At 62.4% G+C, this 25,756-nt stretch carries 24 protein-coding genes; 16 read left to right on the top strand and 8 right to left on the bottom strand.

Going from position 1 to position 25,756, the window contains the following annotated elements:
* Positions 1 to 349: 349 nt before the first annotated feature.
* Entirely contained in the window at positions 350 to 1,828 is a 1,479-nt protein-coding gene (locus ACQ4W7_RS18435; protein WP_436532341.1) for an FHA domain-containing protein, read from the bottom strand.
* Between the two features lie 436 nt (positions 1,829 to 2,264).
* Here ACQ4W7_RS18435 and ACQ4W7_RS18430 point away from each other — a divergent pair, with 436 nt between their 5' ends.
* Positions 2,265 to 2,684 (top strand): DUF2177 family protein, encoded by a 420-nt coding sequence (locus ACQ4W7_RS18430; protein ID WP_426070268.1) that lies wholly within the window; start codon positions 2,265 to 2,267, stop codon positions 2,682 to 2,684.
* On the opposite strand, the gene ACQ4W7_RS18425 is transcribed toward ACQ4W7_RS18430, so the two are convergent.
* The 3 genes from ACQ4W7_RS18425 to ACQ4W7_RS18415 form a co-directional block, all read right to left on the bottom strand.
* Positions 2,665 to 3,615 carry a PP2C family protein-serine/threonine phosphatase gene (locus ACQ4W7_RS18425; RefSeq protein ID WP_426070267.1) on the bottom strand — a complete coding sequence of 317 codons (951 nt, stop codon included), beginning with the start codon at positions 3,613 to 3,615 and terminating at the stop codon, positions 2,665 to 2,667. The genes ACQ4W7_RS18430 and ACQ4W7_RS18425 overlap by 20 nt on opposite strands.
* Before the next feature lie 143 nt (positions 3,616 to 3,758).
* The gene (locus ACQ4W7_RS18420; RefSeq protein ID WP_436532338.1) at positions 3,759 to 4,232 is read right to left on the bottom strand and encodes a glycine zipper domain-containing protein; all 474 of its coding nucleotides are present in this window, start codon (positions 4,230 to 4,232) and stop codon (positions 3,759 to 3,761) included.
* Between the two features lie 122 nt (positions 4,233 to 4,354).
* Positions 4,355 to 4,897: a GNAT family N-acetyltransferase gene (locus tag ACQ4W7_RS18415; protein ID WP_426070265.1), complete on the bottom strand. Its 543-nt coding sequence runs from the start codon at positions 4,895 to 4,897 to the stop codon at positions 4,355 to 4,357.
* Between the two features lie 174 nt (positions 4,898 to 5,071).
* Between ACQ4W7_RS18415 and ACQ4W7_RS18410 the strand changes: the two genes are divergently transcribed.
* A complete protein-coding gene (locus ACQ4W7_RS18410; protein WP_436532336.1) occupies positions 5,072 to 6,520 on the top strand; it encodes a M20/M25/M40 family metallo-hydrolase in 1,449 nt (482 codons plus the stop codon).
* Positions 6,521 to 6,536: 16 nt separating this feature from the next.
* Here ACQ4W7_RS18410 and ACQ4W7_RS18405 read toward each other — a convergent pair whose 3' ends face one another.
* The 3 genes from ACQ4W7_RS18405 to ACQ4W7_RS18395 form a co-directional block, all read right to left on the bottom strand.
* Positions 6,537 to 6,902 carry a hypothetical protein gene (locus tag ACQ4W7_RS18405; protein WP_495542746.1) on the bottom strand — a complete coding sequence of 122 codons (366 nt, stop codon included), beginning with the start codon at positions 6,900 to 6,902 and terminating at the stop codon, positions 6,537 to 6,539.
* Entirely contained in the window at positions 6,857 to 8,299 is a 1,443-nt protein-coding gene (locus ACQ4W7_RS18400) for a T6SS effector phospholipase Tle3 domain-containing protein (protein WP_436532332.1), read from the bottom strand. The genes ACQ4W7_RS18405 and ACQ4W7_RS18400 overlap by 46 nt, the downstream gene beginning before the upstream one ends.
* Positions 8,300 to 8,439: 140 nt before the next feature.
* Positions 8,440 to 9,297 (bottom strand): MBL fold metallo-hydrolase, encoded by an 858-nt coding sequence (locus ACQ4W7_RS18395; RefSeq protein WP_426070261.1) that lies wholly within the window; start codon positions 9,295 to 9,297, stop codon positions 8,440 to 8,442.
* Between the two features lie 188 nt (positions 9,298 to 9,485).
* On the opposite strand from ACQ4W7_RS18395, the gene ACQ4W7_RS18390 reads away from it, so the two are divergent.
* The 9 genes from ACQ4W7_RS18390 (at position 9,486) to ACQ4W7_RS18350 (ending at position 21,421) form a co-directional block, all read left to right on the top strand.
* A complete protein-coding gene (locus ACQ4W7_RS18390; RefSeq protein WP_426070260.1) occupies positions 9,486 to 9,722 on the top strand; it encodes a hypothetical protein in 237 nt (78 codons plus the stop codon).
* Between the two features lie 123 nt (positions 9,723 to 9,845).
* On the top strand, positions 9,846 to 10,094 hold the full coding sequence (locus ACQ4W7_RS18385) for a hypothetical protein (RefSeq protein ID WP_426070259.1): 249 nt from the start codon (positions 9,846 to 9,848) through the stop codon (positions 10,092 to 10,094).
* Between the two features lie 381 nt (positions 10,095 to 10,475).
* Positions 10,476 to 11,363, top strand: a complete 888-nt coding sequence (gene prpB, locus ACQ4W7_RS18380) for a methylisocitrate lyase (protein WP_071076691.1) — start codon at positions 10,476 to 10,478, stop codon at positions 11,361 to 11,363.
* A gap of 69 nt (positions 11,364 to 11,432) precedes the next feature.
* Positions 11,433 to 12,587, top strand: a complete 1,155-nt coding sequence (gene prpC / locus ACQ4W7_RS18375) for a bifunctional 2-methylcitrate synthase/citrate synthase (protein ID WP_436532330.1) — start codon at positions 11,433 to 11,435, stop codon at positions 12,585 to 12,587.
* A 23-nt stretch (positions 12,588 to 12,610) separates the two neighbouring features.
* Complete coding sequence (gene acnD, locus ACQ4W7_RS18370) at positions 12,611 to 15,205, top strand: Fe/S-dependent 2-methylisocitrate dehydratase AcnD (RefSeq protein ID WP_436532475.1); 2,595 nt, start codon at positions 12,611 to 12,613, stop codon at positions 15,203 to 15,205.
* Between the two features lie 61 nt (positions 15,206 to 15,266).
* The gene (prpF, locus tag ACQ4W7_RS18365) at positions 15,267 to 16,457 is read left to right on the top strand and encodes a 2-methylaconitate cis-trans isomerase PrpF (protein ID WP_436532328.1); all 1,191 of its coding nucleotides are present in this window, start codon (positions 15,267 to 15,269) and stop codon (positions 16,455 to 16,457) included.
* 175 nt (positions 16,458 to 16,632) lie between these two features.
* Complete coding sequence (locus ACQ4W7_RS18360) at positions 16,633 to 18,189, top strand: MBOAT family O-acyltransferase (RefSeq protein ID WP_436532326.1); 1,557 nt, start codon at positions 16,633 to 16,635, stop codon at positions 18,187 to 18,189.
* A 9-nt stretch (positions 18,190 to 18,198) separates the two neighbouring features.
* The gene (locus ACQ4W7_RS18355; protein ID WP_436532324.1) at positions 18,199 to 19,431 is read left to right on the top strand and encodes a hypothetical protein; all 1,233 of its coding nucleotides are present in this window, start codon (positions 18,199 to 18,201) and stop codon (positions 19,429 to 19,431) included.
* 103 nt (positions 19,432 to 19,534) lie between these two features.
* Complete coding sequence (locus ACQ4W7_RS18350; RefSeq protein WP_436532322.1) at positions 19,535 to 21,421, top strand: propionate--CoA ligase; 1,887 nt, start codon at positions 19,535 to 19,537, stop codon at positions 21,419 to 21,421.
* Between the two features lie 44 nt (positions 21,422 to 21,465).
* On the opposite strand, the gene ACQ4W7_RS18345 is transcribed toward ACQ4W7_RS18350, so the two are convergent.
* Positions 21,466 to 22,179, bottom strand: a complete 714-nt coding sequence (locus tag ACQ4W7_RS18345; RefSeq protein ID WP_436532320.1) for a S24 family peptidase — start codon at positions 22,177 to 22,179, stop codon at positions 21,466 to 21,468.
* A gap of 149 nt (positions 22,180 to 22,328) precedes the next feature.
* Here ACQ4W7_RS18345 and ACQ4W7_RS18340 point away from each other — a divergent pair, with 149 nt between their 5' ends.
* The 5 genes from ACQ4W7_RS18340 (at position 22,329) to ACQ4W7_RS18320 (ending at position 25,731) form a co-directional block, all read left to right on the top strand.
* Positions 22,329 to 22,742 (top strand): FeoC-like transcriptional regulator, encoded by a 414-nt coding sequence (locus ACQ4W7_RS18340; RefSeq protein WP_436532318.1) that lies wholly within the window; start codon positions 22,329 to 22,331, stop codon positions 22,740 to 22,742.
* Between the two features lie 24 nt (positions 22,743 to 22,766).
* A complete protein-coding gene (locus ACQ4W7_RS18335; RefSeq protein ID WP_436532316.1) occupies positions 22,767 to 23,309 on the top strand; it encodes a hypothetical protein in 543 nt (180 codons plus the stop codon).
* Between the two features lie 344 nt (positions 23,310 to 23,653).
* The gene (locus ACQ4W7_RS18330) at positions 23,654 to 24,859 is read left to right on the top strand and encodes a phage tail tube protein (protein WP_426070250.1); all 1,206 of its coding nucleotides are present in this window, start codon (positions 23,654 to 23,656) and stop codon (positions 24,857 to 24,859) included.
* Positions 24,860 to 24,943: 84 nt separating this feature from the next.
* A complete protein-coding gene (locus ACQ4W7_RS18325) occupies positions 24,944 to 25,387 on the top strand; it encodes a hypothetical protein (protein ID WP_426070249.1) in 444 nt (147 codons plus the stop codon).
* A 104-nt stretch (positions 25,388 to 25,491) separates the two neighbouring features.
* Positions 25,492 to 25,731 carry a phage tail assembly chaperone gene (locus ACQ4W7_RS18320; protein WP_436532313.1) on the top strand — a complete coding sequence of 80 codons (240 nt, stop codon included), beginning with the start codon at positions 25,492 to 25,494 and terminating at the stop codon, positions 25,729 to 25,731.
* Positions 25,732 to 25,756 lie beyond the last annotated feature (25 nt).

Here is a 25,756-nt window from a genome sequence, read left to right as displayed (position 1 = left end):
GATATTAACTGGATAAATATACAGTATTCAGGGGCGTGGAGGGGTGCTATTTGCAGAATATCTGGCGATAATTTGTTAAATTATGTGTCACGATAGTCTTGCCAGCGAACTCGGCATGTCATGCTGGTTGGTCAAGTGTGTTGTGCGGCTGATAATGCAATTGGCGCAGGGGGCGCTATGCTGAAAGCAGTCGCATGATTTGAAGAGGTATTGCCATGAAAATCCCGCGCGAATTACAGATTCCCGCCATCGTGTTTACGCTGGAAGCGGTGTTTATATTCGGCCTGTCGATGATTTTTCTTGTGCTCGTTCCCCGCTAGCGAGCAGGGAGGTGCGAGGCGTCGTTGTGTCAGGCGGTCAGGGCGTTATCGCAAAGGGCAGCACCCTCGGTGCGGATGATCCAGCATTCCGGATACGGTTCGCTGGCGAAGCGGTTGTGCCGCGCGAAGCCGCTGAGCTTGTCGAGCGCGGTGGCGGGGGCCAGCGCTGTTTCCTTGCCGCTGGCGGTATCGAGGTGCCAGAAACCGCCATTGCGGTGGAAAAGCACGGGAAGGCAGCTGGCCTGCGGCGTGGCAAGGTGGCTTGCCGGCGTGGGCTGGGTGTCGGGCAGCAGCAGGTAAAAGCATTCGGCGCGGGCACCGTGGTCGATGCGGTGTAGGATCACGCCGTGCGCGAGCAGGGCCGTGACGCTGAGCACGACGATGCCCTTGATGCTGGCAGACAATTCGATGCGCATGCCCAGACGCAGGGCGACGGGCTTGTGCTTGCCGGGCCACACGCCGTCGAGCAGCAAGCCATAGCGCGACACATCCTCGATTTCAAAGCCTTGCTGGCTGCGCCGGATAATGGCATGGCGGCCCGACAGGCGACGCGTCAAGCCGTTGTTGTCCTGGCCATCGGGACTGAAATGGCTGAGCAGCACATCGGCTTCCGGGTCCACCAGTTCGAAACGGCCCAGCATGCATTCTTCCAGCGCGAACAGGCGAATCTGGCGCTGTTCGCCCGCTTCCGGCGCCGCATTGACGAGACAGGCAGCCTGGCTCGGGTGCGGATGGCAGTGGCTGGCGGCGGGCAGGTCGACTTCGATCAACTCCTCATCCCAGGCGATGGTGGTAAAACCCATGTCTATCTTGCCTTGCGGCGCTGATAAATCCACGTGGGCAATGCCGGCATTGCGCGCCGTCACGTCGAGGTTGCAGCCGTCGCCCCCAGTCACGCGCGCGATTGAGGCGTCGTCGGCCATCACGCGCACATTCTTGTGCGTGCTGAGGAATATCTGGTGGATTTCCGTCAGGGTGGCGTCGCGGCGCGGCACCAGGATGACGAAGGTGCATACCCATTTCTGCGCCACGGCACCATCGAGGTGGCTGTGGACTTCGACGTCGATCTGGTATTGCCCGTGTTCCTTGTTGCGCGAGGAGAACTCGACAAACACGGGCCGCCAGTCGCCGCGCGTGGTGCGCACGAAATCATGCTGGACGGCGCCGCGCGGTATCAAGTCCGAGCGCAGGCGCAAGGTCAGCTGTGGCGCGCAGGCGGCGCTCATGCCGCGCAATTCCATTTTCAATGTCTGGCGCCCGCCTGCCGCACGGGGATCGAAGCCGCTGATGTGCAGATGGGCTTGCACCGGCTGGTAGACGGGGGGAACTGCTGGCGAGGCAACGGGGACTGGCGTGAATGCCAGGGGCGCCACGGAGGCCGGCACAGGGCCGGTCACGGCTTGGAAGGCAGCGTCATGGGCCGGGGCGTGCGAAAGCGCCGTTGCCGATAGCTCGGAACGGGCGCTGCGCAGTGCGGTCAACAGGTCGTAGCTGCTGGGAGCAGTCATCGCTTGCGGGTGGTTGCCCGCACAGACTGTATCCCCAGGCAAGACCCAGAACGTACAGTGCGGGTGCTCCGGGTTGCTGCATTTTTTCATGACATTCTGACTCGAATCGAGCGGGGATATTTTGCCCTCTGTTCTGCCTAAGAGCTTACGCGCTTTTGCGCCTGCTTGGCAACTTTCGCAGCGCCGGAATGTGCTCTTTTTGCCCAAATTCATGTCCCTGGTCACACCTCGCCCTATATGTCATGGAAACTATTGCCATAAAACATATTTTATATCTTTTTGGATATGTTTTTTTGATATTTCATGAAATTGCACTCCCATCAATGCGCGTGCGCGCCGGTGACGTATTTTTACGTCCGCTATGCGGGCCTGCAGGCGTTTTGCATTATGCTGGCGCAACTGTTCCCCTAACGCTGCCTGACGCCGAGAGATGACCATGCCTGCCCAACGCCCGCTTCAGCTTGCCATAGCCTATGGCGCCACCTTGTGTGTGTTTCTATCCATCGATGCTTTGTGGCTGGCGGTACTGATGAAGTCCGTGTACGCCGCGGCGCTGGGGCCGTTGCTGGCGGACACGCCGCGCTGGGCGCCGGCCACGCTGTTTTATCTGCTGTACGTGGCGGGACTGCTGGTCTTTGCCATTTTGCCCGGACTGCGCGCGCGTCGCGGGCGCACGGCGGCAGCGCTGGGCGCGCTGCTGGGGTTGCTTGCCTACGGCACCTATGATCTGAGTAACTATGCGACCTTGCGTGATTGGCCGCTGACCCTGACGGTGATCGACATGGCTTGGGGTAGCGTGCTGTCGGCCGTGTCGGCGACGGCCGGCTATTGGACAGCTAGCCGCCTGGGGCGGTGAACGCCGCATCGAAGCGTAGCACCAGCAAGGTAATGTTGTCGCTGTGCAAGCCCTTTGGTGGGTGGGCGAGGAAGTCGTCAAACAGGGCGCTGACAGCCTGTGCCGCAGTCTTGCCGGCACACAAGGCGGGCCAACGGCCCGTAAGTGCCAGCGGATCCTCGCAGGCCCAGAAGCCGTCGCTGGCCAGCAAATAATGGGCGCCAGGGCGCACACGCAGCACGCGGCGGTCTCCCAGGTGCGCCAGGAAAGGCGGCAAGGTGGATGCATCGAGGCCGCGCAGCGGTTTGTCGAGCTGCAAGCTGTCACTGATGGCGTTGCCTAAAATGAATGCCTGCGAGATTTGCGGATGGTGCTCGCCATGCACGGCGGCGCGCCAGCGCGTTTCGTCGAGCGCGCCGCGCATGGCATACACGGTGGCCGGCACGTGGTCGACGGTCAGGACGCTGGCCGCGCCGTCGACCAGTTCATACAGGCGCGAATCGCCCACGTGATACAGCAGCGGCGCTTCGCCGGGTGGCACTTCCAGCAAGGTCAGGGTGGTGCCGGGCGGACGCGCCTGGGCTGGCGCGTCCCTAGCGAAACCGTCCTGCAAGCGCGTGTGCAAGGCGTCGAGCCTGGCTGCCAGGCTGGCCGTGTCGAGGCAGGCCGGTACGGCCAGCAAGCCTTGCACGGCCGCTTCCGCCGCCTCGCGCCCTTGGCCGTGACCGCCCATGCCGTCGAGCACGGCGGCGCGCACATGGCCGGGCGGCCAGCCCGGTACCTGGCAGTGGAACGGTGCCTGCCGCGACAGGCAGACGGCATGACCGCTGGCATCGATCAGCAGAAAGTTATCCTGGTTTTCGCGCCGCGGCACGGTGCCGGCACCCACGCTGCTGCCGGCGGCGGCATCAAGCCAGGGGCCGAAGTCTAGCGCGTCTTTGAGTAAATGCATCGGTTGGAGCGGTCCAGGCGGTCAGCAATGTTGATCATGGGGGACAGCTTAGCCGAAATTGTGCGTCGGTGATACCTTGCTTGTCGCATAAAAAAACCTGCGGCAGCAGGCTGGCGCAGGTTTTAGAGGGTGGCGGGTGCCGATCAGCGGCGATGGCCCCAGCCATGACCGTGGCCGCGGCCGCGGTCATAGTAATCGCGGTGGCCATGGTCGCGGTAGTAGCCGCGGCCCGGTTGCACGTAGACGACAGCAGGCGGGCCGTAGTAGCGCGGTGGCGGTGCGTAATACACAGGCTGCGGCGCAGGCTGGTAGTAAACGGGCTGAGGCGCAGGCTGGTAATAGACGGGCTGTGGTGAGGGCTGATAATACGTTTCACGGTAACCGCCGCGATAGCCGCCACGGTCGTAAGAGCGCTCATTCGTGCTGATGCTGTTGCCGACGGCGGCGCCAAGCACGCCACCGACGATTGCGCCGTTACGGCCACCGGTGCTATTGCCAATAGCCGCTCCGACGACGGCGCCTGCAACGGTATTGAAGTCGCGGTCACCGGCGACTGCGGCCGAAGACACAGCCACTGCCGCTACCATTACCGCACCCAGGAGTTTCTTGTTCAACATGGCATTTCCTTCCATTCCGGCGAGATCACAATGATCTGCATGAACTGGACTATATCCGCTGCCCACCGCTTGTTCCACGTCTAATACAACTTATTACAATCAGGGCGGCGTGGTAACAGTTTTCAGCCGAACACGCTAGGCGCATGCGCTTGCCATTCCGGACGCAGCAGGCTATACATTTTGACGTCACGCATGACGCCATTGATGAAAAAGGCCTGGCGCTTCACGCCTTCCTCTGTAAAGCCGCACCTTTGCGCGATGCGCTCGGAAGCCGTATTTTGCGGGTCCATCAGCAATTCCAGGCGGTGGTAGGGATAGGCCTTGAACAGGTAGTCGACCACCAGGCGCGTCGCCTCGCCACCGTAACCGCGCCCGCCCCACTTGGGGTCGAACAGGCGGTAGCCGATTTCGCGGCAAGCCGGGGTGCGGCCCTTGAAGTGCGTGATCGACCCGATGATGTGCTGATGATGGTCTTCAATCAGAAACAGTTCACTATCCTCCGTGACCAGGCCCGTCTGCATGAATTCGCGCCGAATCGCTTCGGGCGATTTGAAATGCATGGAAAAGAACTCATTGCGCGCGGGCAGATCATTGGTCAGCGCGATATAGGTATTCAGGTCGGCGGCGGTCAAATGCCGTATGGTGCAAAGAGTTCCCTTGAGCATGGCGGTATCCGGTAGCGATCACGATCTGCATGGTAATCGACTATGGGGGAAATAGGCAATCGCTCCCGTAAAGTTGCTGCAACGCCAGAATAAATACGCTATCGTAGAACGCCACGCCTTGCCCAATGGCCACGGCGCACCCGCTTCGACCTTGTTGACTGGAACTCAATTCATATGCATACCATCCTGACTGGCGCGCCACTGCGCCGTTCCGCTTTATCCCTTGCCCTTGGCTGCATCGTCAGCGCCGGCGCCTTTGCCGCCGCGCCAGGCAATACGCCGCAAGCGCTGGTGCAGGTGCGCGACACCGCGCTGCAAAGCGACTGGGCATATGCCCGCCTGGCCGACATGACGGATTTGATCGGCCCACGCCTGTCCGGTTCCGCCGGCGCCGCCGCCGCCGTGCAGCAGGTAGCCGACACCATGCGCCAGTTGGGCGCGAAAGTCACCTTGCAGCCGGTGAAAGTGCCGCACTGGGTGCGCGGCGTGGAAACGGCGGAAATCGTCGATTACGCGGGCCGTCCGCAGGGTGTGTCGCAGCGCGTGGTGCTGACCGCCCTGGGCGGCTCGGGCGCCACCCCGGCTGCCGGCCTGACGGCGTCCCTCATTATCGTCAAGAGCCTGGAAGAACTCAAGGCGCGCGCGTCGGAAGTGAAGGGCGCCATCGTGTTGATCGATACGCCGTTCGACCAGGAGATGGCCGAGCGCGGCCTGGCCGGCGTCACCTATGGCCAGGGCTCGCGCGCGCGCTTCCTTGGTCCGAAGACGGCGGCCGACCTGGGGGCGGCTGCCGCGCTGGTGCGTTCGGTCGGTGGCGCCGATTTTCGCATTCCACACGCGGGCGCCACGGGCTTGGACGACAATAAACGCATTCCCGCCGCCGCCGTCACGGTGGAAGACGCCTTGCTGATGGGCCGCCTGGCTGCGCGTGGGCCGATGAAAATGCACTTGACCCTGACGCCGCAAAACCTGCCGGACGCGGACAGCTACAACGTGATTGCCGACTGGCCGGGCACGGACAAGGCTGACGAAGTGGTGGTGGTCTCGGGCCACCTCGATTCATGGGACCTGGCCACGGGCGCGCACGACGACGGCGCCGGCGTGGTGGCGGCCATGGGCGTGCTGGAAACCCTGAAAAAGCTCGATTACCACCCGCGCCGCACCATCCGCGTGATCGCCTGGATGAACGAGGAAAACGGCGGGCGCGGCGGTCAGGCGTATTTCGAGGCCCACAAGCAGGCGCTGGGCAAGCAATATGCGGCCATCGAGATGGACAGTGGCGCCGGGCGCCCGTTCGGCATCCTCGCCAGCGTGGGACCGAAGTCGGAAAAACTCTTCGCCCCGCTGCGTGCCGCCCTGCAGCCCATGGGCGCGCACGCGTTCACGCGACGCGACGCGCTGGGCACGGGCGACTTGCACCGCCTGGAAACGGGCGGCGTGCCCAGTTTCGAGCCGCTGGTCGACAGCCACAGTTACTTCCACTATCACCATACGCCGGCCGACACGCTGGACAAGGTCAACCCTGATAACCTGAAGCGCAACGTGGCGCTGATGTCGTCGCTGGCCTGGTTCCTGGCCAATATCGACGGCGAGATCGGGCGTGCGCCGGAGCAGTCGGAGTAAGGGGGCGCTTGCCTCTTTACTTCGAGTAACCCTGCATATCAGCCGCCGCATCGTGGCGGATGCCCCACCACGGCAAGTAGGCATTGTTTTCGCCGCGCGCGCGGAACCACGGCTTGTCGTGGGCTATGGGGCGCACCGTGCTCGGCGGCGCGACCAGCACGCCCGTGACGCTGTCAAGATCGCTGGTGCCCGCCACCAGCACGGGCTTGCCGACATGGTTTGCATGGGCGATGCCCAGGGCCACGTTGGTCAACGCCGTGCCGGCGCCCATTTCGCCCAGCAGGGCCGGCGTGTTGAAGGTTTGCGGCAGGAAGTCGAAGTCCGGCACTTCCAGGGTCAGCGCCTGCGCCAGCTGGCCCAGCCGGTCGGAGGAGGTGGGCAGGGTCCGGATGGCGTCGTGGATGACGTAGCCAATATCGGACTCCTTCTTGCCGCCATGGCTTGCGCATCGCCCTTGCCCTGGGAACGGTAAGGAGCATACGCGTCATCGGCTTCGGCGGCGCGGTCCTTGTGCAGGGAGTCGGCCGGGGCATCGCAGTCCTCGTCAAATTGTTCGCCGGTGTCGGCAAAGCGCTTCGAACGCGCCAGGAATGCCTCGGGCAGTTTGGGTGCCTTCATCGGCAGCAACCAGGCCTTGGGCGGCAGGGCGTTGATGCGCGTGCCGGCAGTCTTGGCGAGAATGATGACGATGGGCGCGAACAAAAAGGTCAGTATCTTGCGCCCTATGCCTCTGCTGGCCCGCATGCCCTTTTCGATCGAGTATTCGGCGACCAACGAATGCGGGTACCAGAAATCGATGCTGTCCGGTGTCAAGGGCTGGCCATTGCGCTGCCAGATATCGTAGTCCTTTTCATTTTCCTGGCCGACAAGGTGATTTTGCGCAAACACGCGCTGGGTGAAGACGCCGTCACCGCCCGTATCGGCAATTTCCTGCGCCGACATGCCGCGCCAGCCTATGCCTTGGACGGGCGTGGCGGAAATCACCTGGTCGTGCGGATTAAAATACAGGCTGACCCTGCCATAGGTGGAACCATGCAAGCCGTAGTCTGCGCGGTCGAAGGCGGCCGTATAGCTGTCCTTGCGTTCAGGCTTGCGATTGGCGCTGAACTCGTCGACAAAGGCCGCATCCTGCTGGCACGCCCTGATCGATTGCACGAGCCGCGCCAGGCGCCAGGCGGCAAACACGAAATACGGGCGCGGCGGGCAGGCATACACTTGCCGGTCATTCGTCGGGTTCATGTGCTGGATATGCATCCACAGGAACAGTTCTTCGGACAAGCCCTGGCCCCATAGGTCAGGCAGGGCGCTGCAACCGTTGGCGAACGGCCCGCCGCCCCAGTAATTCTTTTCGTTGAGATAGATGCCGTCGCCAAATGCCTGCAACTCTTCGCCGTTGGCCCTGTAGCCCCAGCGAAAGCGGATCACGGGTGAATTACCATGGTCAGCCAGCAAGAAGGTAGTGGCGTTGCGCTTGGGATTGAGGAAGTCGTCATCCGTCAATTCGCGTGCGTAAGTGGCGGCCTGCATCTGCCCGGCGGCCGGGCCAGGTATCACCAAGTCTTCATGGCGGCGCTTCAGGCGGGCATTCAGGCCGTCGCACAGGCCTTGTTCGGTCTGGTCATACCATTCGCCGTCGGAATTGACGCCGTGCACAAAGATGATGGTGCCGGGACGCGGCAAGCGCGTGACGGCCTTGAGCAACGCATGGCTGAACAAGGTCGTGCCTTCAGCTTCGGCGAGCAGGATGCAATTGGTATCGAGCGTAGGGGCGGGCGACATGCGGGCGCTCCCTCCAGGATGGGAAAGCAGAAACAGCTGCGCCCAAGCAAGCTCAGGCAATCTGCACTATATGCGGATTGCCTGAAGCGGGACTTGCGTGGTGTCAAGAAAGGAGGAGCGGGGGGGGCGTGCCGGGGGAATCAGATCGCGTTCAGTGGTATCTTCAGGTAGCGTACGCCGTTGTCTTCCGGCTCGGGCAGCTTGCCCGCGTTGATGTTGACCTGGATGGCGGGCAGGATCAGGGTCGGCATCTCCAGGGTGGCGTCGCGGCCCGTGCGCATGGCCACGAATTGTTCTTCCGTGATGCCGTCGCGCAAGTGGATGTTGCCGGCACGCTGTTCGGCCACCGTCACTTCCCAGCGCGGCGCGCGGCCGTTGGGTGGGTAGTCGTGGCACATGAACAGCCGCGTCTGCGGCGGCAGCGCCAGCAGGCGCTGCGCGGAGCGGTACAGCAGGGACGCGGAGCCGCCTGGAAAGTCGCAGCGGGCCGAACCCACGTCCGGCATGAACAGGGTGTCGCCGACGAAGACGGCGTCGCCGATCTGGTAAGCCAGGTCGGCCGGCGTATGGCCGGGAACGTGCAGGGCGCGCACTTCCAACTTGCCAATATGAAACACCTGGTCGGGCGCGAACAGCTGGTCGAACTGCGAGCCGTCGGCCTTGGCGTCATCCTGGTGGTAGACGGCGGCGAACGCCTGCTGCACCGTCCGGATAGCGGCGCCGATGGCCACGTCGCCGCCCAGCTGCTGCTGCAGGTAGGGCGCGGCGGACAGGTGGTCGGCATGCGCATGGGTTTCCAGCAGCCAGCGGCACTGCAAGCCGTGTTCGCGCACGAAGGCGACCACCTTGTCAGCCGACGTGGTCGAAGTACGGCCCGCCTTGGGATCGTAGTCGAGCACGGAATCGATGATGGCGCAGTCCTGGCCATCCGCTGCGTAGACGACATAGGTGACGGTGGCGGTGGCGGGGTCGAAGAAAGCTTGGATTTGTGGGGTCATCGCGGCGGCAAGGGACGGGTAAGGAACGGACAGGGAAAGGCATTATATCGCCAGTGTGCGCTAAAAAAATGTTGAGAATTGACATTGAACATGCGAAAAACAGATAAGTAAGCACGCATGCACCCATCACAGTTGTGCGCAGCCTGGCGCTTGCTGCGTGGTAACCTCATTCTTCCAAGGAGGAATTCATGAACGATATCACTGCACGCAGCGAACAGTACCGCGGTTTTACGATTTCGGTGACCCCGCAAAAGGATAACGACGATTTATGGGATTTTACCTACCGCCTGCAGCGCGAGGGCGAGAGCGCGGCGCAAGCGATCACGCGCAGCCGCACCCTGGGCGGCTATGCGGCGCCCGAGACGGCTTGCACGGCCGGCCTGGAAGTGGCCAGGACGGAAGTGGATAATCTGCTGCGTCCTTGAACCAGCGTAAATCGTTTAGCCCGAAAGTCAGCCTGACCGTGCGCTGGCGCGTGAAACACGTCGCTGGCGGCCGCGCTTCATGCTACGATTTCCACTATTGAGTCAGTCACAAGGAGGCACCCCATGGAAAACAGTTCTAAAATTCACTATAAAGGCTGGGAAATCGTTCCCCTGGCCGTGCCCACCGCCGATGGCAAATGGTCGGCCAGTTGCGACATCGAACGCGCCACCGCGGAAGGCCTGGAAGTGTTTGAAGGCTCGACCATGCAATTCGTGCGCGACGACGAGGATGGCGCGATTGCCGCCGCCTGCGAAGAAGCCGTGCGCCAGATCGACAACATCATCGCCAACCCGCTGGTGCGCCTGGCCTAGTTTTTTCAGTCTCATCGTGTTCCTGCAGCCGGCGCCCGCCGGCTGTTTTGCGTCTTGCGTCTTGCGTTTGGCGCGAAACAAGGTCTGCGCCCATCCAGTTAAATCCACGGCCTGTTGCATGTTTCAATATGATGTTCCATATGAAATAGTTGAAGCAAAATTGAAACGTAATTGAAACATTGCGACCATCGGGCGTGATATCGCTATTCCCTTGCGTGACAGTGCGCGCCACGCCGCTGCCTGGCCATTTCCCTCGCATTACACTGTGCCGTAGCGCACTTTGCGGGCAGGTGCAGGGTGCTGGCACGGCATTTGCACTACTGATGCTCATAGCAAGTCCATGAAACATTCGGGACGACCCGAATCCCATAAGGTGAACACATGACTCAATACTCTGCAGGTGCCGCATTCCGCAAGGCCGTCCAGGAAGAATCCCCGTTGCAAGTCGTCGGCGCCATCAATGCCAACCACGCCTTGCTGGCCAAGCGCGCCGGCTATAAAGCCATTTATTTGTCCGGCGGCGGTGTCGCGGCCGGCTCGCTGGGCTTGCCCGACCTGGGCATTTCGAGCCTGGATGACGTGCTGACCGATATCCGTCGCATCACCGACGTGTGCGACCTGCCGCTGCTGGTCGATGCCGACACGGGCTTCGGCTCGTCCGCCTTCAACGTGGCGCGGACCGTGAAATCGATGATCAAGTTCGGTGCTGCCGGCCTGCACATCGAAGACCAGGTGGGCGCCAAGCGCTGCGGCCACCGTCCGGGCAAAGAAATCGTGAGCAAGGAAGAAATGGTCGACCGCATCAAGGCGGCCGTCGATGCGCGCACGGACCCGAACTTTGTCATCATGGCGCGCACCGATGCGCTGGCCGTCGATGGCCTGGAAGCGGCACTGGAACGCGCCGTCGCCTGCGTCGAGGCGGGCGCCGACATGATCTTCCCGGAAGCGATCACGGACCTGGAGATGTACGCCACGTTCGCCAAGGCCGTCAATGTGCCTATCCTGGCCAATATTACAGAATTTGGTTCCACGCCGCTGTTCACGCTGGACGAACTGCGCAGCGCCCACGTGGGCCTGGCCCTGTATCCGCTGTCGGCCTTCCGCGCCATGAACAAGGCTGCCGACAATGTCTACCGGGCGCTGCGCCGCGACGGCACGCAAAAGAATGTCGTCGACACCATGCAGACGCGCATGGAGCTGTATGAATCGATCAATTACCACGACTTCGAGCAAAAGCTCGATGCGCTGTTCGCCGCGCAAAAGAAATAAGTAAAGAAGCAGGGACCGCATGCCGGTCCCGCAGTGACGCACCCGAGACTATTCAATCTGGAGAACACAATGACCGCACCGCAAGTCGCTACTTTCAAGCCTAAAAAATCCGTCGCCCTGTCCGGCGTTACCGCCGGCAACACGGCGCTGTGCTCGGTCGGCAAGACCGGCAACGATTTGCACTACCGCGGCTATGACATCCTGGACGTGGCCGACAGCTGCGAATTCGAGGAAATCGCCTACCTGCTGGTGCACGGCAAGCTGCCCACGGCGGCCGAGCTGAAAGGCTACAAGGCCAAGCTGAAATCCCTGCGCGGCCTGCCGTCGGCTGTCAAGTCGGCCCTGGAAGCGCTGCCGGCCGCCGCCCACCCGATGGACGTGATGCGCACGGGCGTGTCCGTGCTGGGCTGCACCCTGCCGGAAAAAGACGACCATAACGCGCCGGGCGCGCGCGATATCGCCGACCGCCTGATGGCGTCGTTCGGCTCCATGCTGCTGTACTGGTACCACTACAGCCATAACGGCAAGCGCATCGAAGTGGAAACGGACGACGACTCGATCGGCGGCCACTTCCTGCACCTGCTGCATGGCGAAAAGCCGTCGGCGTCGTGGGAAAAGGCCATGCACACCTCGTTGATCCTGTACGCGGAACACGAATTTAACGCCTCGACCTTCACCAGCCGCGTCATCGCCGGCACGGGTTCCGACATCCATTCGGCCATCACGGGCGCCATCGGCGCGCTGCGCGGCCCGAAACACGGCGGCGCGAACGAAGTGGCGCTGGACATCCAGAAACGCTACGACAATGCCGATGAAGCGGAAGCGGACATCCGCGAGCGCGTCGCCAACAAGGAAGTGGTGATCGGCTTCGGCCACCCCGTTTACACGATTTCCGACCCGCGCAATAAAGTCATCAAGGAAGTGGCCCGTTCGCTGTCGCTGGAAGCCGGCTCCACGAAAATGTTCGACATCGCCGAGCGCCTGGAATCGGTCATGTGGGAAATCAAGAACATGTTCCCGAACCTGGATTGGTTCTCGGCCGTGTCGTACCACATGATGGGCGTGCCGACAGCGATGTTTACGCCGCTGTTCGTCATTTCGCGTACCTCGGGCTGGGCCGCCCATATCATCGAGCAGCGCATCGACAATAAGATCATCCGTCCGAGCGCCAACTATGTCGGCCCGGAAGATCTGGAATTTGTACCGATCAAGGATCGCAAATAATGAGCTCAGTAATGACTACCCCGATGAACACCTTGCACCGCAAACCCTTGCCGGGCACCCAGCTAGACTATTTCGACACGCGTGCCGCCGTCGATGCGATCCAGCCAGGTGCCTACGCCACCTTGCCCTACACCTCGCGCGTGCTGGCCGAAAACCTCGTGCGCCGCTGCGACCCGGCGACCTTGAACGCTTCCCTGAGCCAGTTCATCGAACGTCGCCGCGACCTCGATTTTCCATGGTTCCCCGCCCGCGTCGTCTGCCATGACATCCTGGGCCAGACGGCCCTGGTGGACCTGGCAGGCTTGCGCGACGCCATCGCGGCCCAGGGCGGCGACCCGGCCCTGGTCAATCCCGTGGTGCCGACGCAGCTGGTCGTGGACCATTCGCTGGCCGTCGAATGCGGCGGTTTCGATCCCGACGCCTTCGCCAAGAACCGCGCCATCGAAGACCGCCGCAACGAAGACCGTTTCGACTTCATCGACTGGACCAAAAAGGCATTTAAAAATGTCGACGTGATCCCGCCGGGCAACGGCATCTTGCACCAGATTAACCTTGAGCGCATGTCGCCCGTGATCCAGGTGCAGGATGGCGTGGCCTATCCCGATACGCTGGTGGGCACGGATTCGCATACGCCAATGGTCGATGCGCTGGGTGTGATCGCCATCGGCGTGGGCGGCCTGGAGGCGGAAAGCGTGATGCTGGGCCGCGCCTCGTGGATGCGTTTGCCCGATATCATCGGCGTCAAGCTGACGGGTAAACCACAGCCGGGCATCACGGCCACCGACACGGTGCTGGCGCTGACGGAATTTTTGCGCAAGCAGAAGGTTGTATCGTCCTACCTGGAATTCTTCGGCGAGGGAGCGTCGCACCTGACCCTGGGCGACCGTGCCACGATTTCCAACATGGCGCCGGAATTCGGCGCCACGGCCGCTATGTTCTACATCGACGCGCAAACCATCAAGTATTTGAAACTGACGGGCCGCGACGACGAGCTGGTGAAGCTGGTGGAGCTGTATGCAAAAGAGACTGGCCTGTGGGCCGACAGCCTGGTCGACGCGCAGTACGAGCGCGTCTTGAGCTTCGACCTGTCGTCCGTCGTGCGCAATATCGCGGGACCATCGAATCCGCACAACCGCGTGCCGACCTCGGAACTGGCCGCGCGGGGGATTTCCGGCGTGGTGGAAAACGAGCCGGGCAAGATGCCGGACGGCGCCGTTATCATCGCGGCCATCACCAGTTGCACCAACACGAACAACCCGCGCAACATGATCGCCGCCGGTTTGATCGCGCGCAATGCGAACCGCCTGGGCCTGACGCGCAAGCCGTGGGTGAAATCGTCTCTGGCGCCGGGCTCGAAAACCGTGGAACTGTATCTGCAGGAAGCGGGCCTGATGACTGAACTGGAGCAGCTGGGCTTTGGCGTGGTGGCGTTTGCCTGCACTTCGTGCAACGGCATGTCGGGCGCGCTCGATCCGGTCATCCAGGAAGAAGTGGTGTCGCGCGACCTGTACGCGACGGCCGTTTTGTCGGGCAACCGCAACTTCGACGGCCGCATCCACCCGTACGCGAAACAGGCTTTTCTCGCCTCGCCGCCGTTGGTGGTGGCCTACGCGATAGCCGGCACCATCCGCTTCGACATCGAAAAGGACGTGCTGGGCATCGCCCCGGATGGCAAGCCTGTCCTGCTGAAGGATATCTGGCCGTCCGACGAGGAAATCGACGCCATCGTCGCTTCCAGCGTCAAGCCGGAGCAGTTCCGCAAGGTGTACATCCCCATGTTTGCCGCGCAGGTGGACGATGGCATCAAGGTCAGCCCCCTGTACGACTGGCGGCCTCAGACAACGTATATCCGTCGTCCGCCATACTGGGAAGGCGCGCTGGCCGGCGCACGCCCATTGAAAGGCATGCGTCCGCTGGCCGTCCTGGGCGACAACATCACGACCGACCATTTGTCGCCATCGAACGCCATCATGCTCGATAGCGCGGCCGGCGAATATCTGGCGAAGATGGGTTTACCCGAGGAAGACTTCAATTCCTATGCCACGCACCGGGGCGACCATTTGACGGCGCAGCGCGCCACGTTTGCCAATCCGACCCTGAAAAACGAAATGGTGATCGAGGATGGCAAGGTGAAGGCCGGCTCGCTCACGCGCATCGAGCCGGAAGGCACCATCTCGCGCATGTGGGAAGCCATCGAAGTGTACATGGAGCGCAAGCAGCCCTTGATCATCATCGCCGGCGCCGACTATGGCCAGGGTTCTTCGCGCGACTGGGCCGCCAAGGGCGTGCGCCTGGCCGGCGTGGAAGCCATCGTGGCCGAAGGGTTCGAGCGCATCCACCGCACCAACCTGGTGGGCATGGGCGTGTTGCCGCTGGAATTTCTACCTGGCGTGAACCGCAAGACCCTGGGCCTGGACGGCAGTGAAACCTATGACGTCGTGGGCGAGCGCACGCCGCGCTCCAGCCTGACTTTGCTCATTCACCGCAAGAACGGCGAAACGCTGGAAGTGCCCGTCACCTGCCGCCTCGATACGGCGGAAGAGGTGTCGATCTATGAGGCGGGCGGCGTTCTTCAACGCTTCGCGCAAGACTTCCTCGAATCATCCAAGGCAGCGTAAGCAGCTCGTCATTCACCGGGTGACGTGCAGGCGCGCGCTGCCCGGCTTTTCAGGAAATCCTATGACCCACGTACCCCAAATGAAAATCCCTGCCACCTACATGCGTGGCGGCACCAGCAAGGGTGTGTTCTTTCGCCTGCAGGATTTGCCCGCCAGCGCGCAAGTGCCGGGCGCGGCGCGCGATGCCTTGCTGCTGCGCGTGATCGGCAGCCCCGACCCATACGGCAAGCAGATCGACGGCATGGGCGGCGCCACGTCCAGCACCAGCAAGACGGTGATACTGGCAAAAAGCGCCAAGCCGGAGCATGACGTCGACTATCTGTTCGGCCAGGTTTCCATCGACAAGCCGTTTGTCGACTGGAGCGGCAATTGCGGCAACCTGTCGGCGGCCGTCGGCTCGTTCGCCATTGCCAGCGGCCTGGTCGACGCTGCGCGCGTGCCGCGCGACGGCGTGGCCACGGTGCGCATCTGGCAAGCCAATATCGGCAAAACCATCATCGCCCACGTCCCCGTGACGCATGGCGAAGTGCAGGAAACGGGCGACTTCGAGCTCGATGGCGTGACTTTCCCGGCCGCCGAAGTGAAACTGGAATTCCTCGACCCGGCTGCCGAGGAGGAGGGTGGCGGCGGGGCCATGTTCCCTACCGGTAATTTGGTCGATGACCTCGACGTGCCTGGCATCGGTGTGTTGAAAGTCACGATGATCAACGCCGGCATCCCGACGATTTTTGTCGATGCGCATGCCATCGGCTACACGGGCACGGAATTGCAGGATGCCATCAATGGCGATCCTGCCGCGCTGGGCCGCTTCGAAACCATCCGCGCGTACGGCGCCCTGCGCATGGGCCTCATCACCCACCTGGATGAAGCGGCGAAGCGCCAGCACACGCCGAAAGTGGCCTTTGTCGCCAAGCCGGCCAGCTATGTCTCGTCCAGCGGCAAGCGGGTGGAAGCGGGTGAGATCGACCTGCTGGTGCGCGCCATGTCCATGGGCAAGCTGCACCACGCCATGATGGGCACGGCGGCTGTCGCCATCGGCACGGCGGCGGCCATTCCCGGCACCCTGGTGAACTTGGCGGCGGGCGGCGGTTCCCGCAACTCCGTGCGCTTCGGCCACCCGTCCGGTACCCTGATGGTGGGCGCGGAAGCGGCGCTGCTCGATGGACAATGGAGCGTCACGAAGGCCATCATGAGCCGCAGCGCGCGCGTGCTGATGGAAGGGGTGGTACGCGTTCCCGGCGACGCGTTTTAGTCTGAACACGACGCTGCCTGGCCAAATGGGCAGATGCATTGCAGATAAGTTGATATTTCTGCTAGCAATGAAATTGAGCGACAAGGAAAATGGCGAGGCGCCAGCCGCGATGCGCGTGCAGCGTGCAGCGTGCAGGGTGCGTTAGCGGCCTGCCATCCTTCTGACTGGTGAACTGATGCTATTCAACTCCTATGTCTTCCTGTTTGCCTATTTGCCCATCACGGTGGCCGGATTTTTTATCCTGGGACGGCGTAGCCAGCTAGGAGCGGCCGCCTGGCTGGCGGTGGCATCGCTGTTCTTCTATGGCTGGTGGGATTACCGCTATCTGCCGCTGCTGCTCGGCTCTGTCATCTTCAACTACGGCTGCGCAGCCCTGCTTGGGCCAGAACGCAGCATCCATCGCAAGGGCCTGTTGATGGCGGCCATTGCCGCCAACCTGGGCCTGCTCGCCTATTACAAATATGCGGGGTTTGTTGTTGCCAGCCTGGCGGAGCTGCTGGCGCAGCCACTGCCCGCCCTGCACGTGGTGCTGCCCATCGGGATCTCGTTTTTTACGTTCACCCAGATCGCTTTTCTGGTCGATACCTATCGGGGCAAGGCGCAGGAAAGCCGTTTTGTCCACTATCTGCTGTTTGTCACGTACTTCCCCCATCTGATTGCCGGCCCCGTACTGCACCACAAGGAAATGATGCCGCAGTTCGCGGACCGGCGCATCTTTCGCCTCTCGGCCAGGAATGTCGCCATCGGCAGCACCATCTTTTTCATCGGCCTGGCAAAAAAAGTGTTGATTGCCGACAATATCGGCCCATATGCCGCGCCGCTGTTCAACGACCCTGCCACGCCCTCGCTGCTGGTCGCCTGGGGCGGGGTTTTGGCGTACACCTTCCAGCTGTATTTCGACTTTTCCGCTTATTCCGACATGGCCATCGGCTTGTCGCGCCTGTTCGGCGTGCGCCTGCCTTTGAACTTCGATTCGCCGTATAAATCGCGCAATATCGCGCAATTCTGGCGCCGCTGGCACATGACCCTGTCGCGCTTCCTGCGCGACTACTTGTATATCCCGCTGGGCGGCAACCGCTGCGGCCCCGTGCGGCGCTACCTGAACCTGATGATCACCATGGTGCTGGGCGGCTTGTGGCATGGCGCCGGGTGGAATTTTCTCGTCTGGGGGGCGCTGCACGGCGCTTACCTGGGCGTCCACAAGGGCTGGAGCACGGTGGCGCGCACGCTTCGCCTGCCGTCCGGTACGCGTGCCGGCAATGTCGTGGCGACTTTGCTTACTTTTACAGCCGTTTGCATTGCCTGGGTTTTCTTCCGCGCGCCCGATGTGGCCAGCGCCCTGACGATACTGAAAGGCATGGCCGGTGGCTTTGGCCTGGCCTTGCCCGATGCACTGATTCCCTATCTGCTGCCCGTGCAGCCCGTGCTGGCTTCGATGGGCGTGACCTTTTACCTGGGCGGCGGCACGGCCTTTATGGAAAGCTGGACGTGGATTGCGCTGGCGGCCGTGCTGGTTTTCGGCATGCCCAATACGCAGCAAATCATGCGGCGCTTCGGGCCGGCGCTGGATTTCCAGGAAAGCCACGCCGCGGCAGGGCGGGGCGGGTTGGGCGTCTTGCGGCTGCTGACCTGGCGCGCGTCACCCGCGTGGGCGGCCGCCATTGCCGCGCTGGCGCTGACGAGCCTGCTGGCCTTGAACCGGCCCGCCGAATTCCTGTACTTTCAATTTTAGGGGGCGGCCATGACACGTTCCCCGTTCAGGTTTTATCTGCTTACGCTGCTGCTCTTGCTGGTGTCGGGCGCCATCATCGTCTGCGCCTTTGTTCTCATCGTCGATCCTTATGGTGTGTACGGGATCGTGCGCCGCGACCATTTCAATGCCGTCAAGCCGGGATTGACCCGCTATCAAAGCCAGATCAAGCAGGAACATGCGCTGCGCCTGCGGCCGCAATTCATCATCCTGGGGAACTCCCGCGCCGAGATCGGCTTCGATCCGCGCGCCAGCGCTTTTGCCCCGCTGGGCGGCGCCGGTTATAACCTGGCGATTCCCGGCACAGGCCTGGCCACGTCCGCCAGCCAGTTCGCGCAATTGCTGCAGGCTGGCGTCAAGCCGCGCACCGTCATCGTGGGCATGGAGTTCATCGATTTTCTCAATCCGGTTGCGGCGTTGCCTGCACCTGCGGCGACTGCGGCGACGCCTGCGCAAGGGCGCGCATTCTGGCGTTTCGACACGCTTTTTTCGTTGGCGTCCATGCGCGATGCTGCGCATACCCTGCGCATCCAGCACGACGGCGAGGCGGCGACGCTGTCGCCTGATGGTTTCAACCCCTTGCTCGAGTATGGCGCGTATGTGCGCCACGATGGCTACCACAAGCTGTTTCGCCAGCGGGCACAGGAAAGTGCCGCCAGTTTCAAGCGGAAATCGAAGAGTGGCCTCGCCACTGAAGACTTTCAATCCTTGCGTACCTTCCTGCTGGCGATGGCGGCCACGCAGGCCGATATCAAGCTGGTGGTCTATCCCTATCACGCGCAGATTCTCGCCATGTTTGAATCGGCTGGCCTATGGCCCCTGTTCGAGGCGTGGAAACAGCAAGTCGTGCTGGAAGTCGACGCCGTCAAAAAACAAAATCCATCGGCCAGCATCAGCGTGACCGATTTCAGTGGCTTTGGCCCTTACAACTGCGAGCCGATTCCCACGCAACAACAGCGCCACGCCAGCACGCGCTGGTATTGGGAAGCAGGGCACTTCAAGAAGGCACTGGGCGACATTGTGATGCAGCGGGTGATGACGCAAAAAGACGGCGCGCCGGACGACGGGCAGTTCGGCATGCCCCTGACCAGCGCCACGCTGGCCGCGAATCGCGACAGGATTGCCGCCGAGCGCAGCGCCTGCATGGCGGCGCAGCCGGAGATGTTCGAGTTCTCGGAAAAACTGTTTGAAAAATCATTGGAGGACGCACCCGTACGCAGATAAAGGAAGCAATACGCAGGCAGATGGTACACAGGTGGTACACATAAGCGGCGCCCAGGCCGGTTCGCCCAGGCCCGATACAGATTGCACGCATACCGGAGGAGACATGAATTTCGCAGCATTTTATCAACGCTCGATCGACACGCCAGACGCTTTTTGGCGCGAGGAAGCGGAAAAGATCGATTGGCATAGCGCGTTTTCGCAAGTGCTTGATTATTCCCGTCCGCCGTTCGCCAAATGGTTCGTCGGCGGCACCACCAATTTGTGCCACAACGCCGTTGACCGTTGGGTGGGCAGCCAGGGCGATGCCGCCGCGCTGATCGCCATTTCCACCGAGACCAATACCGAGCGCACCTACAGTTTTCGCGAACTGCAGCGCGAAGTGGAGCGCTGCGCCGCCATCTTGCAGTCGCTGGGCGTGGTCAAGGGCGACCGCGTCTTGATTTATATGCCGATGATCGCCGAAGCGGCCTTCGCCATGCTCGCGTGCGCACGCATCGGCGCCGTGCATTCCGTGGTGTTCGGCGGTTTTGCCGCCAACAGCCTGGCCAGCCGCATCGACGATGCGCAGCCCAAGCTAGTGTTTTCCGCTGATGCCGGTTCGCGCAATGGCAAGGCGATTGCCTACAAGCCGCTGCTCGATGAAGCCATCCGCATCGCCGCGCACAAGCCGCAGCAGGTGCTGCTGGTCGACCGCCATCTCGTGCCGATGGAATTGACGCCGGGCCGCGATGTCGATTATGCGACCCTGCGCGAGCAGCACCTGGACGCGCAGGTGCCCGTCACCTGGCTCGAATCGAACGAGCCGTCGTATGTGCTGTATACCTCGGGCACGACGGGCAAGCCGAAGGGCGTGCAGCGCGACGTGGGCGGCTATGCGGTGGCGCTGGCGTCGTCGATGCAGTACAACTTCTGCGGCAAGGCCGGTGAAACCTTCTTCGCCACCTCGGATATCGGCTGGGTGGTGGGCCATTCCTACATCGTGTATGGCCCGCTGATTGCCGGCATGGCCACCATCTTGTACGAGGGTTTGCCGATTTGTCCCGATGCGGGCATCTGGTGGAGCATCGTCGAAAAATACAAGGTCACGCGCATGTTTTCGGCGCCAACGGCGATCCGCGTGCTGCGCAAGCACCCGGTGGAATTGATGCGCAAGCACGACCTGTCTTCCCTGAAGGCGCTGTATCTGGCGGGCGAACCGCTCGATGAAACCACCTCGCAATGGATCGCCGATGAACTCAAAGTGGACATCATCGACAACTACTGGCAGACGGAGACGGGCTGGCCGATCTTGTCGGTGGCGAAAGGCGTGGCCGATACCCCGACGCGCCTGGGCAGCCCGGGTATGGCCATGTACGGCTACCAGGTCAAGCTGCTCAACGAAGCGACAGGCGATGAATGCGGCGCCAACGAGAAGGGCGTGCTGGTGCTGGAAGGCCCGCTGCCACCGGGCTGCATGCAGACCGTGTACGGCGATGACGAGCGTTTCGTCGACACCTACTGGTCTACCTTCAGCGGCCGGCAAGTGTATTCCACCTTCGACTGGGGCGTGCGCGACGCGGATGGCTATTACTTCATCCTGGGCCGCACCGATGACGTGATCAACGTGGCCGGCCACCGCCTGGGCACGCGCGAAATCGAGGAAAGCATTTCCAGCCATCCGAACGTGTCGGAGGTCGCGGTGGTGGGCGTGGAAGACAAGCTCAAAGGCCAGGTGGCGATGGCCTTCGTGATCCTGAAAAACCCGCAGGGCTTCGACAGTGTCGAAGCAAAAGCGGTCCTGGAGCGCGAAGTGATGGCCGTGGTCGACCGCCAACTGGGCGCCGTGGCGCGGCCCGCGCGCGTGCTGTTCGTGCCGCAGCTGCCGAAGACGCGGTCAGGCAAGCTGCTGCGCCGCTCGATCCAGGCCATCTGCGAAGGCCGCAGCCCGGGCGACCTGACGTCGATGGACGATCCGGCATCGTTGCAGCAGATCCAGGCAGCATTGGCTTAAGCACCAGGATGGTAGTGGAGTTTATCAATCGATAAATTTCACTCTCAAATGCGGTCGCTTTCCTTGCGCACGACCCTGCCCACGATCAGGCATTCATTGCCGCGGCACAGCTTGCGGTGGTATTTGCGCTGGTCCGGGTTGTCCGAGGTCAGCCACCATTCGCCGATATCGCGCGCCATGCGCTTGACCACCGGTTCGCCTTCGTAATTGATGGCAAACACGATGCCGTCGGCCGGTCGGTTGTCGGCCGTATTGATGATTACCACGTCGTCCTCGTACAGGGCCGGCTCCATGCTCTCGCCCTTGACCTTGATCGCCACCAGTTTTTCAGGGTGGTAGCCATTGCGCTCGACCCAGCTGCGCGGCACGCTGATGGTGCTGCCGTCGTGCGTTTCCGGTTCGATCGCAAAGCCCGTGATGCCGGCCGACAGGCGCAACTTGACTTTGCGGATCGGGTAGAAGCGCTCGTCCTCGCCATCGACCACCACCACCGGCTGTAGCTCACCCAGCGCACGCGCCGCCAGCGCCGCCTGGTCGGGCGCCGCGCCTTGGTCGAAGTACATGCTGTCCAGTTGCAGGTCCGCTTCCAGCTTGCGTGCGATTTTTTCACTGAAGGCGCGTCCCTCGCGGTAGGTGGGCGAGAGGATTTGCGAGATGCGCGCTTCGCTCCAGCCGCTGACGTCGGAAATTTTCTTGCGCGTGTTGTCGTAGTGCTCGCGGATCAGGGCCAGCAGGCGGTCGCGTCTGTATTGATACATATTCATCTCCACATTAAACCTGAAATTTACCGTTTGATAAATTACCAAATGCTTGACTTTAACATTAGCGATTGATAAAGTCCACTCGTTGCCTGTCGCAAACGCACTACAGCGTTTGCCGCTTGGTGACACCACGGGAGGTCAGGCAGATGTTGAACAGCAGTCAGTTGGTAGAAAGCAGGGCGGTGCCACGGCAGGGGCGCCAGCTACAGGGACGCAGCAAGAAGTCACAGCTGCATATCGCCCGCATCGTGCAGTATGTGGGCGAGCAAGGCCAGGCCAGCGCGGCGCAATTGTCCGCCTTGCTGGGACTCGATGCGGGCACCATGAGCCGCTATTTGCGCCACATGTGCGGCATGGGACAAATCCACCTGGCGCAACGCCATTGCACGGAACCGGGGCGCCAGCGGCCCGCCCTGTACGCGCTGGGCGAACAGGACGAGGAGGTCGACGGCTGGGCCGAACTGCCGCCGCAAGTGCGCCGCACGGCCAGCTGGCCACGCGGTGCGGCGCGCCGCGATCCACTGGTGGCGGCCCTGTTCGGACCGGCGCAGGAAAACTAAGACAAGAATCAACGAGGAGAAATCATGGGGTTTGCAGAAAAATATATCGCATCGCTGTCGTCGCAGAACCTGCGCGACAATGCCGTTCACCACGACCTGGATGTCATCGCGGCCGCCGCGCTGGCCGGCGACATGGGCGCCTTGCTGTGCCGCGTCAAATACGCGGACGGTACCGTCAGCCGTCTGTTCGAGGGCAATGCGGGCAACCTGGCGCAGTTGCTGCGCGCCTGGACGGCGGCCGTGACGCAGAAAGGCCGTTCGCGGCGCTGGGTCAAGGCGCATACGGCCTGGGATGCGCAGGCGGCCAATACCTTGTACCGCCGCGTGGCCGAAGCGTCGCTCGCGCATTGGCTCGACAGCAAATGCAAGGTCTGCCACGGCACGGGCGTCGTCGCTGCCATGCGGGCCTGCGCGCCTGTTGTCTGCCAGGCTTGTCACGGCGTCGGCGAAGCGGCCATCAGCTGCTCCGGCGGCTTCGAGCTCGAACGCATCAAGGACATGGTCAGCGAACTGGAAGGCATCTTCCAGTCGCACGGCGCCCGCGCCATGCGTCGCCTCGGTCACTAAAAAGTTTTTTGCAATATGCCCGATGCTGGAAAAAACACCCATAGAATAGAGTCTCGATCACGCAGTAATAGAAACACCGGAAACACCGGCAACACCGCAGTACACCACATGCTTCTCCACTCGTAATAGACGCGCTCAAGGCGCGACACCGATAGGGGAAATCAGCGCAGCGAACCGCCTTCATGGCCGCATTCGCCCATCTTCCGCCCGGTATGGCCCCGTGCCATCCGGACGCCAGCCCGCCGCCTCACCGCGCGCGGGTTTTTTATTTTCCTGATACTTGGCAGTTCCCCCTCAAGACCGCATATGCGGTCTTTTTTTTCATCCCACGAAAGGTATTACTTATGGCATCGACAGCAAACGGCATCGACAGCTTGATCGTTATCAGCAAACAAAGCGCGGAAGGCAGCAAGGCAGCCGCCGGCGCCGGCCAGATTTACCCCCGCGTCACCGCCACTTTCGACACGGAAGCGGACAAATACGCGAGTGCCGAAATCGACGCCAGCCAGCAGCAGGGCGATACCCGTCTGGGCAACTTCCGCACCACGGGTGCCATCAAGGCCGAAGCGGCGTGCGGCACGTATGCGCCGCTGATGGCGGCGCTGCTGCGCCGCGATTTCACGGCCGGCGGCGTCGCTGCCGCGCAAACCACCATCGCGGCGGCCGCCACGGGCCTGACGCGCAGCGCCGGCTCCTGGCTGGCAGAAGGCTTCCGCGCCGGCAGCGTGGTGCGCATCACCGGCATGACGGCGCCGGCCGCCGCCAACAACGCGAAGAACTTCTTCGTCACCTCGGTGACGGCGACCAACCTGAATGGCCAGTTCATGGATGGCTCGGCGATGATCGTCAAGGCGGCCGGCGACTCGGTCGGCGTGGCGGCAGTGGGCAAGCGCAGCTTCACCCCGTTGACGGGTCATACCACCGACTGGTTTACGGCCGAAGTGCAGGACCCGAAGATCGGCGTGCACCGCAGCTTCGTCGACCAGCTGGTCAGCAAGATGGATATCGCCGTGCAGCCGAACGGCATTACCAGCCTGGACTTCACCCTGATGGGCAAGGCGGAAGGCCCGACCACGGCCGTGCCGTACTTCCCCACGCCGCTGGCCGCGCCTGGCTCCGGCAAGTTTTCGGGCGCCACGGCGATGCTGTCGGTGAATGGCATCCCGTCGCAGATCTGCACCGGCATGTCCGTCTCGCTGGACGGCCAGGTCAAGGTTGACCCGGTGATCGGTTCGAAGTACGCCACGGCCGCCTCGCGCGGCAAAGTGATGGGCTCGGGCCAGTTCACGGTGCTGTTGCAAGACGCCACCTACCTTGACTACTTCAAGTCCGAGACGGAAATCCCGTTGGCCTACGCCATGGCGTCGGGCACGGCGCCGGCAGCAGACGTGCTGGCGCTGGCCATGGGCCGCATCAAGATCACCTCGGCCAAGATCGACGACGGCGAGAAAAACAAGATCGTCACCTGCGCCTTTGACGTCCTGCGCTACAAGGGCACCGATGCGCAGCACGAGGCGACCACCTTGACCATTCAGGACAGCGCGCTGTAAGCGGCTGACATTTGCACTGGGGCCGCCGTGATGGCGGCCTTTTTAGCTCTTACCCCATTTGAATTCATTCAGAAAGCAGTACACATGAACAACGCACAAAAAATCCAGGCAGGTTTCGACATCGGCAACATCCATGCGGCTACCACCCCCGTGACCTTCGACGTGCCCGTCATTTTCGACGCGGACGGCGAAGCGGTGGCTGGTTTGACCATCGTCGGCAAGAACAGCGAGCAGTATCGCGTGGCCAACAACGCCGTGCGCGCAGAAGGCTACAAGAAATCGGCGCGCCGCAAGACGGCCATCGACGCCTCCACTGACGAAGGCGCGGAACTGCTGGTGCAAGCCATCGACGGCAACCAGAAGCGCCTGGCGCTGGCCGTGGTCACGGGCTGGTACGGCTTCACCAGCAACAGCGCACCCGTGCCGCTCGATCCGGCGCTGCTGGAAGCCGCCTTTGAAAAATACCCGACCTGGCAGGAAAAGGTCACCACGGCGCTGGAAAACGAGTCGAATTTTTTGAAACTCTGACGGCCAGCCTGCTGCGCTACGCCGGGCACCAGTTCGAGCGCGGGGCGCGGGCGGCCGATGGCCATGCCAAGGGCGAGCATATCGACGCCGCCCGGCGCCATCCGTTGTACCGCGCGCCGCCCGAATCGGCGACGCCGCCCATGCCGTTCGAGCTGGCCCACGTATGGGAATGGTTTGCGCAATTAAACCGCAAGCGGCAGAACGGCATGGCCGTCAACCCCATCGCCAGCACGGAAATCCTCGCATGGCAGGCGCGCCACGGCATCGCCATCGAGCCGTTCGAGCACCAGTTGCTGGACCAGCTCGACGCGCTCTTCCTGTCGCACCAGCATGCGGCAGGCTGACCCGCATTTTCCAACCCGGCCGCCA

The sequence above is a fragment of the Janthinobacterium algoris genome (assembly GCF_051380935.1).
In the GTDB taxonomy this organism is placed as follows: Bacteria; Pseudomonadota; Gammaproteobacteria; order Burkholderiales; family Burkholderiaceae_D; genus Janthinobacterium.
The sequence above is the reverse complement of the archived record's forward strand: the minus strand, read 5'-3'. Positions and strand labels throughout refer to the sequence as shown.